The organism is Rhodococcus oxybenzonivorans, from assembly GCF_003130705.1.
Taxonomy (GTDB): Bacteria; Actinomycetota; Actinomycetes; order Mycobacteriales; family Mycobacteriaceae; genus Rhodococcus_F; species Rhodococcus_F oxybenzonivorans.
This window is the reverse complement of the sequence record NZ_CP021354.1, coordinates 1,463,447-1,480,379: the sequence shown is the minus strand read 5'-3', so window position 1 is coordinate 1,480,379 and position 16,933 is coordinate 1,463,447. Positions and strand designations below refer to the sequence as shown.

The following is a 16,933-nucleotide window of genomic DNA, read 5'->3' as shown; positions in this document are numbered from 1 at the left end:
CGCAATTACTTCCCGTTGCCGGTCGGATCCGGCAGTCGCCGCAGGAGTGCGCTACTCCACGCCGCGACAGGACTGCTGTTCATGAGTACGGCATAGTCCCCCGGCCGCTGCGACGCAGCCGCGGCTTCCAGGTTGAGCGCGACGTCGACGGATCCGAGGTGGCCGAACCGGGCCAGGTTCGCGCGGCACACCGGGTCGATGGGCACATCGAGGGCTTCCTGCCAGAACGCGAACGCACCGGCCGAAAGGTTCTGCATCAGGAAGGTCCCCACCCTGTCGTGTTCCACACCGTTGCGTCCGAGAAGCGCAGCATTGATGTCGGTGAAGCGTTTCCGGCTCTCGACGGCCAGCCGGAACGAGTACGTCGGCTCGTCCGTGCATTCCTCGGTCCAGTCGACCTCGCGCACGTCCCGGTAGTCGATTCGGAACAGGTCGGAGTACTTTCCGTCGCTGCGGACGATCTGGTCGACGAGTTCGTATCGCCCGGTCCCCGACGTCGTCAGCAGCACCGCGGCCGCACCGTCCCCGAGCAGTGTCATCGGTGAGCGGTAGCGGGCTCGCGTGGGCGTCTTCGCCGCAGCGACGACCAGAACATTGTGGCAGTGGGGGTCTCCCCGAAGTAGCGCGGACGCCAGTGCGAATCCCGCGGAGATGGAAACGCAGCCCAGGTCACCGACGCCGGTAGTGAAGGCCTGAGTCGCGCCGAGCCGGTGTTGCAGCCGGGTGGCCTCGGAGGCGAGCAGATACTGCGGGACCCTCCCTTGCACGAGCAGGAGGGCATCGAGCTGGGTCGGGTCGATGTCCGCTGCGCGCAGCAACGCGGTGGCGGCGGCGTGAGCCATGTCCGACTCGTACTGACCGATGCCGATCCGAACGGTGTCGATGCCGAGGGACAGGGCGTGCTCGCGCTGCGCCACAGGAAGCTGATCGAGTTCCGGCAGACCCGCCACGGTGACCTCGTCGTCCGGGAACCACAGCGCGATCGAGTGCAGGGCGACGGGGGCAATCATCGAACACCGCCGGCCAGCACGTACTCACCGATCTGCAATTCGGCGACCTCGGTGGCGCCCTCGATGATCTGCATGACCTTCGCGTCCCGGAAGAATCGGCCGACCCTGCTGTCTCCGGCGCATCCGGTGGCGCCGAGGATCTGGACTCCCTGCTGGCTCAGCGTCACGGCTGCGCGCGCAGCGGCGTACTTGGCGGCAACGGTGGTGAAGAGGGCGGTGTGCTCGCGTGCGTCGCGTTCCTGCGCGGCGCGTTCACAGAGGGCGCGCGCACCGGCGACCTCGACCCAACCGCGGCCGATCATCGACCGCACCGCGTCCTGCTCGGACAACACGGCAGTGCCCTGCACCCGGGTCGCGGCATGAGCCACCGCATCGGCGAGGCACGCCCGGGCCATCCCCGCGCACCCCCACGCGATGGTGTACCGGCCGTGGTCGAGGGCTGTGCCGGTGACGTGGGACAGACCGAATCCCGGCGGCGCTATGACGTGGGTCGCGGGTATGGACACGTTGTCGAGTTCGATGTGCGCCACCCGTGTACCGCGCATGCCGAGCTGCCCGTGTACCGGTTCCACGGTGACCCCCGGCGAACTCGTTTCGACGAGTGCGGTCGTGAGGCCGCCGGACGTCTGTCCGAGGACCAGGAGTACGTCCGCGACCTGGCCGTAGGTGACCCACAGCTTCCTGCCCGACACCCGGTAATCGGAACCGGCGGGGTCGAAGGTGGTGGCCACGCAGGAGAGTTCGGTTCCGGCGCCGGCCTCGGTCGCCGCGAACCCGGCGAGGAGCTCACCGGTGGTCAGCACCGGCAGCCACTGCTCCCGTTGTTCGGCGCTTCCCCATCGGTCGAGCGCGGCATTCACCATTCCCTGCACCGTGAGGAGCGACCGCAGCGACGTGCAGACAGCTCCGAGTCGTTCTGCCACCGAGCCCAGTTCGGCTGCGCTCAGGCCGAGGCCTTTGCAGGCGGGGGCCCGGTCCAGACCCAGGACACCGGCCCGGGCGGCAGCGTCGATCACCTCGGTGGGAAGCCCCGACTCGTCCCATGCGACCGCATCCGTCTCCGCTGCCGCGACGAGAGTGTCGATCCCGATCACGGCGACGCCCCGTCCGTGGCCCGAACCTGCTCGCCCCGCTTCCTTCGGATGAACTCGGCGACACGGGCAGCGGTGCGGAAGTTGTCGAGGTCGAGGTCCTCCACCTCGACCACGACGTCGTGGGAGCCCTCGATGTAGGTGACGATCTCCAGGGCCCGCAGAGAACTCACCAGGCCCAGCGTGAAGTAGTCGTCGTCGGGTCCGAGATCCGTCGACGTGATCGAACTGAGGTACTGCCGTAGCTGCTCGACCAACCCGTCAGAAGGCTCGGGCACAGAGGCGTGTGCTGTGTCCATGAGCGGGGGATGCCCACTTGGACCAGCGTTCAACCATCGCGGTGTCAGGCAGAGAGTAGTCGGGGTAAGTCCCATTCCCGGCCCGCCGCGTCGTCGTCCGTCCGCGCGGGCTCATCCACGACCACGACCGCGCGGCCGCATAGGTGCGCACACGGCTGGCCTCGGCGATGCAAAGCACGTAGATTCCCCTGCCACACAGGAAAACCCGAAAACCCACGCAATCGGATCAGGCTGCGTGCAAATGCTGACACCGGCCGCGCCATGAGGTTGGATGGGGTGGGCACCTCTCCACGGCGCGCGTCTCCGGAACCCGGGCGCAGGGTGCCAGGCGTCCCTTGTAACGTCGCCCCGGTGACTCCACTCGAAGCCATTGCGATCCTCGTTGCCGGCATCGGCGCAGGTGCGATCAACGCGGTCGTCGGCAGCGGCACGCTCATCACCTTCCCGACCCTGGTGGCGTTCGGGTTTCCACCCGTGACCGCCACGATGTCGAATGCGGTGGGATTGGTCGCCGGCGGCGTCTCCGGCACCTGGGGTTACCGGCGAGAGCTGGCCGGGCAGGGGTCCCGGCTGCGCTGGCAGATCCCGGCGTCACTGTGCGGTGCGATTCTCGGCGCATGGTTGTTGCTGCACCTGCCCGAATCGGTGTTCGAGTTGATCGTCCCTGTGTTGTTGGTCCTCGCGCTCGTGCTGGTGGTGTTGCAGCCGCGGATCCAGGCGTGGGCGAAGGAGCGCGGTAGTCACGAAGCCGGCCTCAGCCGGCCGCGTCTGCTGTTGCTGACGGCCGGCACGTTCGCGGTCGGGGTGTACGGCGGGTACTTCACCGCAGCGCAGGGCATCCTTCTGATGGGTGTGATGGGGGCGATCCTCCCCGAGAGCCTGCAGCGGATGAACGGCGCGAAGAACCTGCTCTCCCTGCTCGTCAACATCGTCGCCGCGCTCGCGTACACGCTCGTCGCCTTCGACCGGATCAGCTGGGCCGCCGCGGGCCTCATCGCGGTCGGTTCGCTCCTCGGCGGAGTGCTCGGGGCCCGCTATGGCCGTCGCCTGTCCCCCGCCGCACTCCGGGTGACCATCGTGGTGGTCGGCCTGATCGGGCTGGGCCGGCTCCTGGCGTAGTCGCGCATGCCGCCTGGTGCTGCCTCATACTGGGTCGGTGAGCACAACAGATGTAGAGAACCCCGGCTGGACGTACCTGATGGACATGGACGGAGTTCTCGTCCACGAAGAACACCTGGTCCCGGGGGCAGACCTCTTCCTGGCCGAGCTCCGCGAAGCCGAAATCCCGTTCATCGTGCTCACCAACAACTCCATCAGGACACCCCGCGACCTCCGCGCCCGGCTTCTCCGCACGGGACTCGACATTCCCGAGGAATCCATCTGGACGTCTGCTTTGGCGACCGCCACGTTCCTGGCGAGCCAGCGGCCGAACGGCAGCGCCTATGTGGTGGGCGAGTCCGGTCTCACCACCGCACTGCACGACATCGGTTACGTCCTCACCGAGAACGATCCCGACTACGTGGTGCTCGGTGAGACCCGCACGTACTCCTTCGAGGCGATCACCACCGCAATCCGCTTGGTGGAGAGAGGTGCTCGCTTCATCGCCACCAACCCCGATCCCACCGGACCGTCCCGGGAGGGATCGTTACCTGCCACCGGATCCGTTGCCGCATTGATCAGCAAGGCCACCGGCCGCGACCCCTACTACGTGGGCAAGCCGAACGCCCTGATGATGCGCTCCGCGCTCCGTGCCATCGGGGCGCACTCCGCGAACACCCTGATGATCGGCGATCGCATGGACACCGACATCGTGTGCGGGCTCGAAGCCGGGCTGCAGACCATTCTGGTGCTGACCGGTATCTCGACGCGCGATTCGGTCGAGCTCTTCCCGTACCGCCCCACGGCAGTCCTCAAGTCCGTGGCCGATCTCGTCGGGCGCACCTCGGATCCGTTCGATCGGGCCGAAACCTCGGTCTGACTTCGGGCCGGGTGCGAGGTGTAGTCAGCTCAGCGCGTGCTCGAGATCGGACAGTAGGTCCTCGGTGTCTTCGAGTCCGACGGAGAGCCGGACGACGCCGTCCGTAATTCCCACTGCCGCACGCCCTTCGGGTCCCATTGCCCGGTGGGTCGTGGTGGCGGGGTGGGTGATGAGCGACTTGGAGTCACCGAGATTGTTCGAAATGTTGACCAGCCGCAGCGCGTCGAGCACTTCGAACGCACGCTTCTTGGCCTCGTTCTCGGCGGCAGCGAGCGCGAAGGTGACCACCGTGCCGCCGCCGCTCATCTGGCGCTTGGCGAGCTCGTGCTGGGGATGGGACTCGAGGTACGGGTACTTGACCCATTCGACCGCGGCATTCGATTCGAGGAACCGCGCGATCTGCAAAGCGGAACCGACCGAGTGCCGCACGCGGATCGGCATCGTCTCCAGGCCCTTGAGTAGCGTCCAGGCGTTGAACGGACTGAGTGCCGGACCTGTGTGACGCATCAAGTTCTGGACCGGACCGTCGATGTACTCCTGTGATCCGAGGATCGCACCGCCGAGCACGCGCCCCTGACCGTCGATGTGCTTGGTCCCGGAGTAGACGACGACGTCAGCTCCCAGATCGAGGCTGCGTTGCAGCAGCGGTGTAGCAAACACGTTGTCCAGCACGACCTTGGCACCTGCTGCATGCGCCAGCTCCACCACGCGCGGCACGTCCACGAGCGTTTGCATCGGATTGGAAGGCGTCTCGAAGAACACTGCCGTGGTCGGCGTCGAGAGGGCCTCCTCCCACTGGTCGAGGTCTTCGCCGTCGACGAACACCGTCTCGACACCCCAGCGCGGCAGGATCTCGTTGCACACCACGAAGCAGGACCCGAACAGGCTGCGCGCCGCCACCAGGCGGTCGCCGGCCTTCAGCAGGGCGCCCAGGGCGGTGAACACCGCAGACATCCCGCTCGCGGTGGCGAAGCACGCTTCCGCACCCTCGATGAGACGGAGCCGCTCCTCGAACATCTTCACGGTCGGGTTGCCGTAACGCGAGTAGACAAAGTGGTCGATATCGCCGGTGAACGACGCCTCGGCCGCTCCCGCGCTCTCGAACACGAAGCCCGAATTCAGGAAGATCGCTTCGGACGTTTCCTCGAAGCCTGATCGGAGGGTTCCGCCGCGCACACTGATCGTGCCCTGACCGATGCCGTCCGGCAGCGCCTTCTGAAACGCGCCGCCCTGGGGAATTGCACTCACCACTGCCTCCACGGCAGGCCCAGCGCCCGCCAGCCGACCGCCCCACGATGACCGTCGGCGTCCAAGGCGCCTTCGAAACCGTCGAGCACGTTGTACGACGGGCCGATGCCCGCCGCTGTCGCGGCCTCCGCCGCACCGATGGAACGCTGACCGGATCGACACAGGAAGATGACGGGTGCGTCCTCGCCCCCGGTGATCCCGGCTTCCTTCAACTGATCCACAAAATTGTCGTTGCGCGCACCGTGGGGATAGCTCACCCACTCGATCAGCACCGGCTGCTTGCCCAGTGAGGACGTATCGGGAACACCGACGTATTTCCATTCGGCATCTGTTCGTACGTCGACCAGCACAGCGTCGGGATTGTCGCGAAGCAGCTCCCAGGCATGCTCCGGCGTTATGTCGCCTGCGTAACTCACCATGTCAGCTTTTCACAACCCTCTTTTCGATGCCCTGCCGGGCAAGCGGCCCTCTTCTGGGCACGCATCAATTGCACACGACCCACTTGTCGCCGGAGCGGGTCAGCTGCCAGGTATCCGTCGCCTCACCACGACCGTCCTCGGCCGTGATCCGCACCTCCGCCCGGGCGCGGTCGCCGTTCACCTCGGAGGAGTCGACACCCTGCAGGGTGATCTCCCCTTCGCGCCCTGCGAGCGGTGACCGGTCGTCCGACCAGGTAGAACACACCAACGACTTCTGCAGGTCGGCGTCGTCATGATTGCGGGCCTGGATGTAATCGGCCACCGAGCGGTTGATGCGGTCAGCCTCGGTGACGTTCTCGTCGGCGGGCGAGAGAATACTGCCGACGACGATCGCGACCAGGATGATTACGACGAGGGCGACGGCGGCGATGAACGGTGTGGCAGTGGTACGCCGGGGATCCTCCGGGTCGTCCCCCGCGGCGTTGTGCGGCGATTCGCTCGGATCGGACATGACTTCCCTTCGTTTCGGCGTGGTCAGCAGTGTATAGAGCAGCTGGTACAAATCTGGTTTGTGACCCCCCAAGCGGGAGACGACTACCCACGACATTCGCAAGCCCAGACAATGGGAGCCGCCCAGCTCTCTCGGCGCCACCGAGTGCGGGCCCCGCCGGGCAGGGGCGTGACGCCACACCTCGGCCACCCGATTAGGCTGGGCTTAACTTAAGCTGAAAATCCGTTGTCCGCCCATCAGAAGGTAGTTCGCTCCAGATGACTGATCAGACACGTCCGTTGCGCGTAGCGATCGTCGGTGCCGGCCCCGCCGGTATCTACGCTGCCGATGCACTCATGAAATCTGATGCCGCCTCGGACGGCGGGATCAGCATCGACCTGTTCGAGCGGATGCCGGCACCGTTCGGTCTGATCCGCTACGGCGTCGCCCCCGACCACCCGCGCATCAAGGGCATCATCACCGCCCTGCACAAGGTGCTCGACAAGCCGTCGGTGCGCCTGCTCGGCAACATCGACTACGGCACCGACATCACCCTCGAAGACCTGCACAACTTCTACGACGCGGTGATCTTCTCCACCGGCGCCAACGCCGACCGCGACCTGAACATCCCGGGCATCGACCTCGACGGCAGCTACGGCGCCGCCGACTTCGTCTCCTGGTACGACGGTCACCCCGATGTGCCGCGCACCTGGCCGCTCGACGCGGAGAAGGTCGCCGTCCTCGGCGTCGGCAACGTCGCCCTCGACATCGCCCGTGTCCTCGCGAAGACCGGCGACGAGCTGCTCCCGACCGAAATCCCCGCCAACGTCTATGAGGGGCTCAAGGCCAACAAGGCCGTCGAGGTCCACGTCTTCGGCCGCCGCGGACCGGCGCAGGCCAAGTTCACGCCCCTCGAGCTGCGCGAACTCGATCACTCCCCGACCATCGAGGTCATCGTCGACCCCGAGGACATCGACTACGACGAGGGCTCGGAGCAGGCGCGCCGCAACTCCAAGCAGGTCGACATGGTGGCCAACACCCTGCAGGACTGGGCCATCCGCGACGTCGGTAACCGGCCGCACCGGCTGTACCTGCACTTCTTCGAATCACCCACCGAGGTCCTCGGCGAGGACGGCAAGGTCGTCGGTCTGCGCACCGAGCGCACCCAGCTCGACGGCACCGGCAACGTCAAGGGCACCGGCAAGTTCAACGACTGGGACGTCCAAGCCGTGTACCGCGCGGTGGGCTACCTGTCGCAGAACATCGCGAAGCTGCCGTTCGACGAGCAGGCCGGCACCGTCCCCAACGAGGCCGGACGCGTCATCGCCGACGACTCGGCCGAGGGTGCCGCCCGGTTCATGCCGGCCACCTATGTCACCGGCTGGATCAAGCGCGGCCCCGTCGGCCTGATCGGGCACACCAAGGGTGACGCCAACGAGACCGTGGCAAACCTGCTCGAGGACCGGCCCACCTTCGCCGAACCGGCCAACCCGTCCGAGGACGCGATCATCGAGTACCTCGAGGGCAAGCAGATTCCGTACACCACCTGGCAGGGCTGGTACCGCCTCGACGCGCACGAGCGCAGCCTCGGTGAGCCCGAGGGCCGCGAGCGCATCAAGGTCGTCGAACGCGAAGACATGCTCAAGGCCAGCGAGCCCGACAAGGCCTGATCGTCAAGCATCAGCGAAGGGAGCCTCCCACGGGAGGCTCCCTTCGCACTCCCTCCACGCGTGGTAGACCGGCGACAAGGCAAGATTGAACCGTGTTTGATGCCCACGTGCATATCATCGATCCCCGGTTCCCGGTGTTCGAGAATCACGGCTACCTGCCTGACCCCTTCACCATTGCCGATTACCGTGCACGGACCGAAGGTTTCGGCGTGGACGGTGGCGCCGTGGTCACTGCGTCGTACCAGGGCACCGACCAGAGCTATCTGATTGCCGCGCTGGAAGAACTCGGCCCCAGCTGGGTCGGCGTCACACACCTCGAGCCCGACGCCACCGATGATGACATTCTGCGACTCGACTCTGCCGGCGTGCGGGCAGTCCGGTTCAACCTCCGCCGCAGCGCGACCGATCTGAAGCTCCTCACCAAGCAGGCACTGCGCGCGTACGAACTCGCCGGCTGGCACGCCGAGTTCTACGTTGACGCCACCCTCCTGTTGTCGCTCGAGCCGGTGTTCGCCAAGCTGCCCGCCGTCAGTATCGATCACCTCGGCATGTCGACCCGCGGGCTGCCCTACCTACTGGATCTCGTCGACCGCGGCGCACGCGTGAAAGCAACCGGGTTCGGTAGAACCACCATCGACGACGTGTGTGAAGTCCTCCGCAAAATTCACGCCGTCAACCCCCGGGCACTGATGTTCGGCACCGACCTCCCCGGCAGCCGTTCACGAAGAGTGTTCCAGGACAGCGACATCGACATAGTCGCGGAGGCGGTGGGAGACGATTTCGATGCCGTCATGGGCGACAACGCACGCGAGTGGTACCGCTGCAGCTCCGAACAGGGCCCCTGCTAGAACACGGACCCTGCTAGCAGCCTTCCATCTGCATGCTGTTCATCGACATCATCTCGCTGACCGGCGGTGTCTGCGGTTGTGAGGCCAGCCAGTCGTTGTATCCGCCCATCTGCTCGCATGCGGTCTGATCGTTGTCCCTGCGCTCCTGCCGCCGCTCCCGATTGCGTTCGTCCATGTCGTCGTCGTTCCGGTCGACGGCGATGCCACCCGTGGTCGATCCGCCGGCCTGCCGTTCGAGCCCCCGAACCCCGTCACTGCGCATGATCCAACCGAGGGTGTAGTCGGCACCGTCGCGGTTGGTGGTGGCGCGGTAGAGGCCTTCATCGGCCGCCGCGGGTGCGGCCTCGAACGCCTTGTCGGTCATGCCCGCACCGGTGACCGTCCCCGACACCTTTCCGTCGCTCATCGTGCCGGTGAGCGACGACCCGTCCGGCGCGGTCAATGCCAACCGGTCACCGTCCATCGTTCCGGACATCCACATCCACATGTCGTCGCCGTCGCACAGGAATGCGACAGCGTCGCTACCCGACGTGACGACAGCAACATAGGCGTCCGAATCGTCCACCGCGCCGAGGAAGGTTCTCTCGAGCTGGGGTTCTTCTACGAACGGGGAGGGGATCTGCTCCATCAGGGCGGCCGCTGCCGCGGTGGTGCTCGCGGTGGTGGTCGCCGAGGCGGCGGCGCTGGTGTCGCTCGCCGCCGAAGAGCCTGACGAGTCGTCCCCACAGCCGCTCATGGCCAGGACGATGACCGTGAGGGGACCGAGTATCCAGGTCGTCTTGGTATGCACGGGCGTTCCTCCGCTAGATGGGAGATCTCGTTCCGCATTCCATACTTGCAGGTGACGACTGCGTCTGGATACCCCTAAGTCGCGACCACTGCCGCCAGCCAGACACCGGAGGCGATCAGGGCGCCGAGCAGTTCGATCAGCATCGACAGCCCGACCGCCTTGCACGCGTGCCAGGTCGACGCCCACGCGCGGTTGTGCGCCCGCAGCCGGTAGAGCTCGGCCACATACGTTCCCGCGATGAAGCCGAGGAACAGGCCCACCACCGGGATGACGAAGAACCCGACGATCCCCGTCAGTCCACCGGCGACGAGCGACATGTTGGGCACGCCGGCACTGCGCATCCGTCTACCGGGCCAGGTGTACTTCACGACGCCGCTCACCACGAGAAACAGCGTGGCAGCGGCGAACACGGCCCACCCGGTAGCGGTGCCGGACATGATGGCCCACACCAGGATTGCGGCGAAGATCAGTATCGTTCCGGGAAGTACCGGAATGACGATACCGATCAACCCGATCACGATAACGAGGCCGACGAGCGCCTCTGCTCCCGTGCTCATTCGACCGGACGAACGCGGGACGCGGCCTCGCGCGCCCTGCTGCGCGCCGTCTCGACGTCGGGTCCCGTGGACACGGCCACTCCCATGCGCCGACGGACGTAGCTTTCGGGTTTCCCGAACAGCCGTAGGTCGGTTTCCGGTACGGCCAACGCCTCGGCGACACCCTCGAAACCGATGCCGACTGCGTCCCTGCCGCCGTAGATCACCGCGGACGCGCCGGGCGCGGTGAGCGTGGTGTCGACGGGAAGCCCGAGTACTGCGCGGGCGTGGAGCTCGAACTCCGAGAAGCGTTGGGTGCGTAGAGTTACCAAGCCGGTGTCGTGCGGACGGGGACTGACCTCCGAGAAATAGACGTCGTCACCCTTGACGAACAGTTCGACCCCGAACACTCCCCTGCCGCCCAGCGCCGTGGTCACCGTTCCCGCTATCTCCCGCGCACGGGCGAGCGCTACCGGGCTCATCGCCTGCGGCTGCCACGACTCCACGTAATCACCGGCGTCCTGCAGATGACCGATGGGCTCGCAGTAGGCGGTGTGCACCTCACCGTCCACGCCGACGGCCCGAACGGTGAGTTGGGTAATCTCGTAGTCGAAGTCGACGAACCCCTCGACGATGACGCGTCCGTGATTGATCCGGCCGCCGGAAAGTGCATATTCCCAGGCTTTGTCAACGTCCGCGAGATCGCGGACGGTCGACTGCCCCTTCCCTGACGAGGACATCACCGGCTTGATCACACACGGCACACCGATGCGTTCGACAGCGGAACGCACTGCGTCCAGCGAGTCGGCGAATTCGTACGGCGACGTCGGGAGTCCCAGTTCCTCGGCTGCGAGACGGCGTATCCCCTCCCGGTTCATGGTGAGCGCGGTGGCGCGCGCCGTCGGGATCACCACGGCGGCACCGGACTCCTCTACGGTGGCCAGCGCGTCGGTGGCAATGGCCTCGATCTCGGGAACAACGAAGTGCGGCTTTTCGGCGTCGACGAGACGCAACAGCGCATCCGGATCGCTCATGTCGACGGTGTGCGCGCGGTGCGCGACCTGATGCCCGGGCGCATTGTCGTACCGGTCGACCGCGATCACCTCGACACCGAGTCTCTGCAGGGCGATGATGACTTCTTTGCCCAGCTCACCCGACCCGAGCAGCATCACGCGTATCGCGCCCGCCGTCAGAGGTGTACCGAACCGCTCGGGTGCCTGTTTCCGCATGGCGACAACTATATGCGTGCGTGGAGCTACTTCAGCAGCCTGGACATCCGCCGATCCGCGAGCACCTTGCCGCCGGTCTGACAGGTGGCACAGTACTGAAAAGACTTCTCCGCGAACGACACTTCCCGGACCGTGTCGCCGCACACCGGGCAGGGCAGACCTGTGCGCGCGTGCACCCGCATACCGGATCTCTTCTCCCCCTTGAGCCGCGCGGCATCCTGACCGAGTGACCGTTCGACGGCATCGGTCAGCACCGTGCGCATCGTGTCGTACAGAATGTGGACGGAATCCTCCGGCAGTGTCTTCGCCGTCGCGAACGGTGAGATCTTCGCCGTGTGGAGTATTTCGTCCGAGTACGCATTGCCCACGCCGGCCAGCAGAGACTGATCGACCAGGGCGTTCTTTATCCGCGCTGAGGAGGTCTCGAGCAGCGCGGCGAACTCCGGTTCGGTAACCTCCAGGGCGTCGGGGCCGAGTCGCGCGATCCCCTCCACTTCCTGCGGGTCGTGCACCACCCACACCGCGAGCCGCTTCTTCGTTCCCGCCTCGGTGAGGTCGAACGCCGGTGTCGCCCCCTCCGGAGTGAAGAAGTGGAGCCGCAACGCGAGCGGACCCTTCCCCGGCTTCGGCGGGGCGGCCGACGGGTTGTCGGTCCAGCGCAACCATCCTCCGCGGGAGAGATGCGTGACCAACCACACCCCGTCGCCGTCGAGGGCCAGGTGCTTACCGAAACGCGCAGCACCCGTCACATCCCGGCCCTGCAACGCCGTGATCGGCGGGTCGAACGTCTTCAGAACACTCAGCGCGGCCACGTCCACCCGTCCGACGACCGCTCCCACGGCGTGTTTCCGCAGGAACTCGGCTAACGCCTCCACCTCCGGCAGCTCGGGCATGGCACCAGGCTAGCTGACCTACCGCCGCAGCAGGTACGTGTCCATGATCCAGCCCTTGCGCTCGCGAAGTTCGGTCCGCACCCGCTGGATCTCGCTTTCGACGTCGCGGAGGCGACCGGAGATGAGGACCTCGTCGGGGGTGCCCAGGTAGGCGCCCCACCAGATCTGCACGTCCTCGCCGGGCACTTGGGTGAACGTCGTGTTCGCGTCGAGCATCACCACCGCGTTGTCGACGCCCTCGGGGAGTCCCTCGGCAAGCCGGCGACCGGTGGTGATGTGAATGGGTTCACCGATCCGGTTGAGCACCATCCGGTGTCCCGCCGCCAGCGACTGCACACTGGTCACGCCAGGGATCACCGAGTAGTCGAACGACACATTTCCGCGGGCGAGTACTCGCTCGACGATCCGCAACGTGCTGTCGTAGAGCGACGGGTCACCCCACACGAGGATCGCCCCGACTCCCGGTTCGGCCGCAAACTTCTCCTCGAACACTGCCGCGCGACGCTCATGCCAGTCGTCTACAACGCCCTCGTAGTCGTCGGGCGTGCGGTTCCGCGGCGGGTCGGCGATGTCGACCACCCGATACGGACCAGTGACGTGTTCCTCGAGAATGGTGGTGCGGAGGTCGACGAGGTCCTGCTTCTCGTCTCCCTTGCCGATGACGAAGAAGGCATCAGCCTTGTTCATCGCCTTGATCGCCTGGATGGTCACCTGGTCGGGGTCGCCGGCGCCGATGCCGATCACGAGAAGTTCACGCATGGGCGAAGGCTATCGCTCGTGAGTGGTCGAGGAGTCCAGGGACCCGCAGACCACTCACGGGCGGCGGAGCCGCCTAAACTGAACGCCGTGACTGTGCCGACCCCGTACGAAGACCTCCTCCGACTCGTGCTGGACACCGGCACGCCGAAGGCCGACCGCACCGGAACCGGCACGAGAAGTGTCTTCGGTCATCAGATGCGGTGGAATCTGGCGGACGGGTTTCCGCTGGTCACGACCAAAAAGGTGCATCTCAAGTCGATCGTCTACGAGCTGCTGTGGTTCCTGCGCGGCGACTCGAACGTGAAATGGCTTCAGGACAACGGCGTGACCATCTGGGACGAGTGGGCCGACGCGGACGGTGAACTCGGCCCGGTCTACGGCGTGCAGTGGCGCAGCTGGCCCACCCCCTCGGGTGAGAACATCGATCAGATCACCCAGACCATCGAGACGCTGAAGTCCAATCCGGATTCGCGGCGCATCATCGTGTCGGCGTGGAACGTCGGCGACATCCCGCAGATGGCGTTGGCGCCGTGCCATGCGTTCTTCCAGTTCTACGTGGCGGACGGCCGGTTGTCGTGCCAGCTGTATCAGCGCAGCGCCGACATGTTCCTGGGTGTTCCGTTCAACATCGCCAGCTACGCGCTGCTCACCCATATGGTGGCGCAGCAAGCCGGACTCCAACCGGGTGACTTCATCTGGACGGGCGGCGACTGCCACATCTACGACAATCACGTGGACCAGGTCACGGAGCAGCTGAGCCGGGAAGCGTTTCCGTATCCGACGTTGAAGCTGAACAAGCGGGATTCGATCTTCGACTACACCTTCGAGGACGTGGAGATCGTCGACTACCGCCATCACCCGGCCATCAAGGCTCCGGTGGCCGTCTAGTGCGCGCACGGCAGGTCAGCCTGGTCTGGGCGCAGGCGAACGGTGGCGTCATCGGCCGCGACAACACCATTCCGTGGCATGTGCCCGAGGACATGGCGTACTTCAAGAAGGTCACGCAGGGACACCCCGTGGTGATGGGCCGCAAGACCTGGGACTCGTTGCCGGCAAAGTTCCGGCCACTACCGGGGCGGCGCAACATCGTGGTCACCAGGCAGCCGGGCTGGATGGCGGGGGGCGCGGAGACCGCGTCCGGGCTCGCATCGGCGCTGGCACTGGCGAACGAGGACGTCTGCATCATGGGTGGCGGCGAGATCTACAGGGCAGCAATGCCTTTCGCCACACGGTTGTTCGTCACCGAAGTCGACGTCACGGTCGACGGCGATGCCTGGGCGCCGCCGATCGACGACTCCTGGTACGCCGAGGACACCGGTGAGTGGCTCGAATCGGCGAAGAACGGCACCCGGTATCGGTGGATTACCTACACCCGGGCATTACCTGCGAGGTAATTGAGACCATTCGGTTTCGGCGCGAGTCTGAGTGACGTACCCGTTCACTCGTCTCACGTGAGGATCGCCGACATGATCGCCGCACTCGAAGCCCGAACCGCCCTCTCCCCGCTGCGCCTAGTATTGCGCCTCGACGCCGTCGTCACGGGCGCCAACGGGCTTGCCTATCTCGTTGCCGCCGGCCTACTCGACGGCCTTCTCGGTCCGACGACGGGTTTTCTGCGGGTCATCGGGGTGTTCCTCCTCGCCTTCGCCGTGGGCGTGTGGTCGGTGAGTGCGCCCGACCGCCCGCGAACCGCGGCCGTCGAGGCCGTCATCGTCGCGAATGCCGCGTGGGTGGTCGCCAGCCTGGCACTCGTACTCGCGGGATGGCAGCATCTCACCACTGCCGGAGCTGCCTGGGCTGTATTGCAGGCCGCTGTGGTCGGGGCCTTCGCGGCGCTGCAGGGGTGGACACTCGCCCGTCGCTGACACAGCACCACGACCGCACCGTTACCCCATTCACCGGGTGACGGTGCGCGCGTTGGGTCATACTCGACTCATGGACAAGAAGTCACTGACCGCCCTTGCCCGTCAGCAACTGAAGTTGGCAGGCGGGACGTCCAGCGGTCGCAGTTCGCAGACCGTGTACGGCGGCCACCGGCGCAGTCTCCGTCAGACCGTCGTCGCGCTCACCGCAGGTCAGAAGATGGCGGAGCACGAGAGCCCGGGTGAAGGCACTCTGTTCATTCTCAGCGGCAAGCTGAACCTGGTGTCGGGCGAGGATTCGTGGAAAGGCTCCTCGGGCGATTTCCTGGTTCTCCCGAGTGACCGGCACAGCGTCGAAGCGCTGGAGGACGTGGCTTTCCTGCTCACCGTCGCCATGTGACATGACCGACACGCAACCGGTGATCGAGGTGTCCGTGGCTGCGGCGCCGTCCGTGGTGTGGCCCGCGCTGCGGGATCCGGAACTGATCCGGCGCTGGCACGGATGGGATTATGACGGCCTCGACGCGGAGATCCAGGAAATCTATTTCCGCGACGTGACCGAGAACCCTGCCGAGTACAGCCTGGCCTTGGCCGGGGGTGACCTCTTCACACTCCACGAACACGAGGGCACTACCCTCGTGCGGATCACCCGGCCGTCCCGCGACAGCAGCCCGGACGCGGCCGAGTGGTATGACGACGTCACCGAGGGCTGGACCACGTTTCTGCAGTTCCTGAAATTCGGCATCGAGCGGCACGGATTGGCGGAGCGGCGCACGCTGTTTCTCGAAGGCCCGGTCGCGCAGGGAGATTCGGCGCAGCATCTGCTGGGCCTCGACAAGATCACCGGGTCGAGGCCGGGCGCTCACTTCAGCGCCGTCTCTGCGACGGGCGACCTGCTGTCCGGCGTGGTGTGCTTCGTCGGCGAGCACCAGACCGCGGTCAGCGTCGACGATCTCGGCCCCGGACTGCTGCAGTTCGGCGAGCAGCCGGTCAACTCTGCGCGCCCGCACGGTGGTGCTCAGATACTGCTGGCCGTGTACGGCCTGGACGAGGAAGAGTTCCGCGAGCTCGAGCAGCGCTGGACGGAGTGGTGGCGGGTCCGGCCGCCGGCCGGACCCGCCACCTAGTTGCTCGACTGTCAGGCGAGCACCGACCCCAGACTGGGCCACCAGATTGTGCTCTTGACGATGTTCGGACCGACCTGATGATTCAGCGACCCGTACACGGCCGCCACGACCAGGCCGCCCCCGAGACCCGCGACCGGCGGGGTGGAGATGACGGTGGGAACGGCTACGTTGTTCTGGTCCAGCTTGACGACGCCACTGGCACCGGTGGCGAAGCTGTAATACACGACTTCGAGCTGGGCACCGGCCTGGTCGGCAGCGATGGTCCCAGGTCCCCCGAAGAACCCGAAGCGGAACTGGTTGCTCATGTTGGTTGCCACTCCGGCGCCGTACAGCTGGCCGAGGACGGGTCCGCCCTGACCGGTGTCGGAGTACGCGGGAACCTGGAAGATCTGGCCCGGCAGGGCGATGTCCATCGCGGCCGCATCGGTCGGTGAGAGTGCCAGCCGTTCGATGGCGGCCTCGGCGTCCGGATTACCTGCTGCAGCGGTCCGCAGCTTGGCGATCGCCGTGGTGGGGTCGACAGCCGGAACTGAATCTGTGGGCTGCGCCGAAGCCGCCCCGGTAAACATCATCGTCGCTGCCACTGCAGCGGTCAGGCCTGCCGCGATCCGTCGTCCGAAGTACCGTCGATTCATTCTTCTTCTCCTCGTCCTTCATGGATAAGCGTTACTTCGAATGAGTAAA

At 66.1% G+C, this 16,933-nt stretch carries 21 protein-coding genes; 9 read left to right on the top strand and 12 right to left on the bottom strand.

All coding sequences use genetic code 11. The features are described 5' to 3' along the window. Window positions 1-5: 5 nt before the first annotated feature. From CBI38_RS07125 to CBI38_RS07115, 3 genes are read right to left on the bottom strand one after another with little or no spacing between them, the layout of a single operon-like run. On the bottom strand, window positions 6-1,010 hold the full coding sequence (locus tag CBI38_RS07125) for a 3-oxoacyl-ACP synthase (protein WP_109327593.1): 1,005 nt from the start codon (window positions 1,008-1,010) through the stop codon (window positions 6-8). After that, entirely contained in the window at window positions 1,007-2,104 is a 1,098-nt protein-coding gene (locus CBI38_RS07120) for an acyl-CoA dehydrogenase family protein (RefSeq protein ID WP_109327591.1), read from the bottom strand. Before CBI38_RS07120 ends, CBI38_RS07125 begins: the two co-directional genes overlap by 4 nt. Then, window positions 2,101-2,400, bottom strand: a complete 300-nt coding sequence (locus tag CBI38_RS07115; RefSeq protein ID WP_109327589.1) for an acyl carrier protein — start codon at window positions 2,398-2,400, stop codon at window positions 2,101-2,103. The genes CBI38_RS07120 and CBI38_RS07115 overlap by 4 nt, the downstream gene beginning before the upstream one ends. A 351-nt stretch (window positions 2,401-2,751) precedes the next feature. On the opposite strand from CBI38_RS07115, the gene CBI38_RS07110 reads away from it, so the two are divergent. Next, window positions 2,752-3,519 (top strand): sulfite exporter TauE/SafE family protein, encoded by a 768-nt coding sequence (locus CBI38_RS07110; RefSeq protein ID WP_109327587.1) that lies wholly within the window; start codon window positions 2,752-2,754, stop codon window positions 3,517-3,519. 79 nt (window positions 3,520-3,598) lie between these two features. Beyond that, entirely contained in the window at window positions 3,599-4,378 is a 780-nt protein-coding gene (locus tag CBI38_RS07105; protein ID WP_109327585.1) for an HAD-IIA family hydrolase, read from the top strand. A 24-nt stretch (window positions 4,379-4,402) separates the two neighbouring features. Here the strand turns inward: CBI38_RS07105 and CBI38_RS07100 are convergent, their stop codons facing one another. From CBI38_RS07100 to CBI38_RS07090, 3 genes are all read right to left on the bottom strand, one after another. Continuing rightward, window positions 4,403-5,626 carry an O-succinylhomoserine sulfhydrylase gene (locus tag CBI38_RS07100; protein ID WP_109327583.1) on the bottom strand — a complete coding sequence of 408 codons (1,224 nt, stop codon included), beginning with the start codon at window positions 5,624-5,626 and terminating at the stop codon, window positions 4,403-4,405. Next, complete coding sequence (locus tag CBI38_RS07095) at window positions 5,623-6,042, bottom strand: rhodanese-like domain-containing protein (RefSeq protein WP_109334910.1); 420 nt, start codon at window positions 6,040-6,042, stop codon at window positions 5,623-5,625. The genes CBI38_RS07100 and CBI38_RS07095 overlap by 4 nt, the downstream gene beginning before the upstream one ends. Window positions 6,043-6,109: 67 nt before the next feature. Then, on the bottom strand, window positions 6,110-6,556 hold the full coding sequence (locus tag CBI38_RS07090) for an Rv0361 family membrane protein (protein WP_109327581.1): 447 nt from the start codon (window positions 6,554-6,556) through the stop codon (window positions 6,110-6,112). Between the two features lie 257 nt (window positions 6,557-6,813). On the opposite strand from CBI38_RS07090, the gene CBI38_RS07085 reads away from it, so the two are divergent. Both CBI38_RS07085 and CBI38_RS07080 read left to right on the top strand, forming a co-directional pair. Next, window positions 6,814-8,205 (top strand): FAD-dependent oxidoreductase, encoded by a 1,392-nt coding sequence (locus tag CBI38_RS07085; RefSeq protein ID WP_109327579.1) that lies wholly within the window; start codon window positions 6,814-6,816, stop codon window positions 8,203-8,205. A 92-nt stretch (window positions 8,206-8,297) separates the two neighbouring features. Next, complete coding sequence (locus tag CBI38_RS07080) at window positions 8,298-9,053, top strand: amidohydrolase family protein (protein ID WP_109327577.1); 756 nt, start codon at window positions 8,298-8,300, stop codon at window positions 9,051-9,053. Between the two features lie 13 nt (window positions 9,054-9,066). Here the strand turns inward: CBI38_RS07080 and CBI38_RS07075 are convergent, their stop codons facing one another. The 5 genes from CBI38_RS07075 to cobF all read right to left on the bottom strand — a co-directional run bounded on the left by CBI38_RS07075 (window position 9,067) and on the right by cobF (window position 13,260). Beyond that, complete coding sequence (locus CBI38_RS07075; protein ID WP_109327575.1) at window positions 9,067-9,843, bottom strand: hypothetical protein; 777 nt, start codon at window positions 9,841-9,843, stop codon at window positions 9,067-9,069. 74 nt (window positions 9,844-9,917) lie between these two features. Further along, window positions 9,918-10,400: a DUF456 domain-containing protein gene (locus CBI38_RS07070; protein WP_109327573.1), complete on the bottom strand. Its 483-nt coding sequence runs from the start codon at window positions 10,398-10,400 to the stop codon at window positions 9,918-9,920. Beyond that, window positions 10,397-11,608 (bottom strand): formate-dependent phosphoribosylglycinamide formyltransferase, encoded by a 1,212-nt coding sequence (gene purT, locus CBI38_RS07065; protein WP_109327571.1) that lies wholly within the window; start codon window positions 11,606-11,608, stop codon window positions 10,397-10,399. Before purT ends, CBI38_RS07070 begins: the two co-directional genes overlap by 4 nt. A 26-nt stretch (window positions 11,609-11,634) precedes the next feature. Then, on the bottom strand, window positions 11,635-12,501 hold the full coding sequence (locus CBI38_RS07060) for an Fpg/Nei family DNA glycosylase (protein ID WP_109327569.1): 867 nt from the start codon (window positions 12,499-12,501) through the stop codon (window positions 11,635-11,637). 18 nt (window positions 12,502-12,519) lie between these two features. Further along, the gene (cobF, locus tag CBI38_RS07055) at window positions 12,520-13,260 is read right to left on the bottom strand and encodes a precorrin-6A synthase (deacetylating) (protein WP_109327567.1); all 741 of its coding nucleotides are present in this window, start codon (window positions 13,258-13,260) and stop codon (window positions 12,520-12,522) included. An 87-nt stretch (window positions 13,261-13,347) separates the two neighbouring features. On the opposite strand from cobF, the gene CBI38_RS07050 reads away from it, so the two are divergent. The 5 genes from CBI38_RS07050 to CBI38_RS07030 all read left to right on the top strand — a co-directional run bounded on the left by CBI38_RS07050 (window position 13,348) and on the right by CBI38_RS07030 (window position 16,249). Then, window positions 13,348-14,148 carry a thymidylate synthase gene (locus CBI38_RS07050; RefSeq protein ID WP_109327565.1) on the top strand — a complete coding sequence of 267 codons (801 nt, stop codon included), beginning with the start codon at window positions 13,348-13,350 and terminating at the stop codon, window positions 14,146-14,148. After that, the gene (locus CBI38_RS07045; protein WP_109327563.1) at window positions 14,148-14,654 is read left to right on the top strand and encodes a dihydrofolate reductase; all 507 of its coding nucleotides are present in this window, start codon (window positions 14,148-14,150) and stop codon (window positions 14,652-14,654) included. The genes CBI38_RS07050 and CBI38_RS07045 overlap by 1 nt, the downstream gene beginning before the upstream one ends. 72 nt (window positions 14,655-14,726) lie before the next feature. Continuing rightward, window positions 14,727-15,125 carry a hypothetical protein gene (locus CBI38_RS07040; RefSeq protein WP_109327561.1) on the top strand — a complete coding sequence of 133 codons (399 nt, stop codon included), beginning with the start codon at window positions 14,727-14,729 and terminating at the stop codon, window positions 15,123-15,125. Between the two features lie 70 nt (window positions 15,126-15,195). Continuing rightward, entirely contained in the window at window positions 15,196-15,522 is a 327-nt protein-coding gene (locus CBI38_RS07035) for a cupin domain-containing protein (RefSeq protein ID WP_109327559.1), read from the top strand. 1 nt (window position 15,523) lies between these two features. Further along, window positions 15,524-16,249: an SRPBCC family protein gene (locus CBI38_RS07030; RefSeq protein WP_109327557.1), complete on the top strand. Its 726-nt coding sequence runs from the start codon at window positions 15,524-15,526 to the stop codon at window positions 16,247-16,249. Window positions 16,250-16,260: 11 nt separating this feature from the next. Here the strand turns inward: CBI38_RS07030 and CBI38_RS07025 are convergent, their stop codons facing one another. Then, a complete protein-coding gene (locus tag CBI38_RS07025) occupies window positions 16,261-16,884 on the bottom strand; it encodes a Tat pathway signal protein (protein ID WP_109327555.1) in 624 nt (207 codons plus the stop codon). Window positions 16,885-16,933: the final 49 nt, after the last annotated feature.

What these genes read in the sequence shown, in the direction of transcription:
- cobF (WP_109327567.1), bottom strand. Translation starts at nt 13,260, where the DNA reads ATGCGTGAACTTCTCGTGATCGGCATCGGCGCCGGCGACCCCGACCAG.
- CBI38_RS07030 (WP_109327557.1), top strand. Translation starts at nt 15,524, where the DNA reads ATGACCGACACGCAACCGGTGATCGAGGTGTCCGTGGCTGCGGCGCCG.
- CBI38_RS07025 (WP_109327555.1), bottom strand. Translation starts at nt 16,884, where the DNA reads ATGAATCGACGGTACTTCGGACGACGGATCGCGGCAGGCCTGACCGCT.
- CBI38_RS07035 (WP_109327559.1), top strand. Translation starts at nt 15,196, where the DNA reads ATGGACAAGAAGTCACTGACCGCCCTTGCCCGTCAGCAACTGAAGTTG.
- CBI38_RS07085 (WP_109327579.1), top strand. Translation starts at nt 6,814, where the DNA reads ATGACTGATCAGACACGTCCGTTGCGCGTAGCGATCGTCGGTGCCGGC.
- CBI38_RS07115 (WP_109327589.1), bottom strand. Translation starts at nt 2,400, where the DNA reads ATGGACACAGCACACGCCTCTGTGCCCGAGCCTTCTGACGGGTTGGTC.
- CBI38_RS07040 (WP_109327561.1), top strand. Translation starts at nt 14,727, where the DNA reads ATGATCGCCGCACTCGAAGCCCGAACCGCCCTCTCCCCGCTGCGCCTA.
- CBI38_RS07125 (WP_109327593.1), bottom strand. Translation starts at nt 1,010, where the DNA reads ATGATTGCCCCCGTCGCCCTGCACTCGATCGCGCTGTGGTTCCCGGAC.
- CBI38_RS07070 (WP_109327573.1), bottom strand. Translation starts at nt 10,400, where the DNA reads ATGAGCACGGGAGCAGAGGCGCTCGTCGGCCTCGTTATCGTGATCGGG.
- CBI38_RS07105 (WP_109327585.1), top strand. Translation starts at nt 3,599, where the DNA reads ATGGACATGGACGGAGTTCTCGTCCACGAAGAACACCTGGTCCCGGGG.
- CBI38_RS07090 (WP_109327581.1), bottom strand. Translation starts at nt 6,556, where the DNA reads ATGTCCGATCCGAGCGAATCGCCGCACAACGCCGCGGGGGACGACCCG.
- CBI38_RS07060 (WP_109327569.1), bottom strand. Translation starts at nt 12,501, where the DNA reads ATGCCCGAGCTGCCGGAGGTGGAGGCGTTAGCCGAGTTCCTGCGGAAA.
- purT (WP_109327571.1), bottom strand. Translation starts at nt 11,608, where the DNA reads ATGCGGAAACAGGCACCCGAGCGGTTCGGTACACCTCTGACGGCGGGC.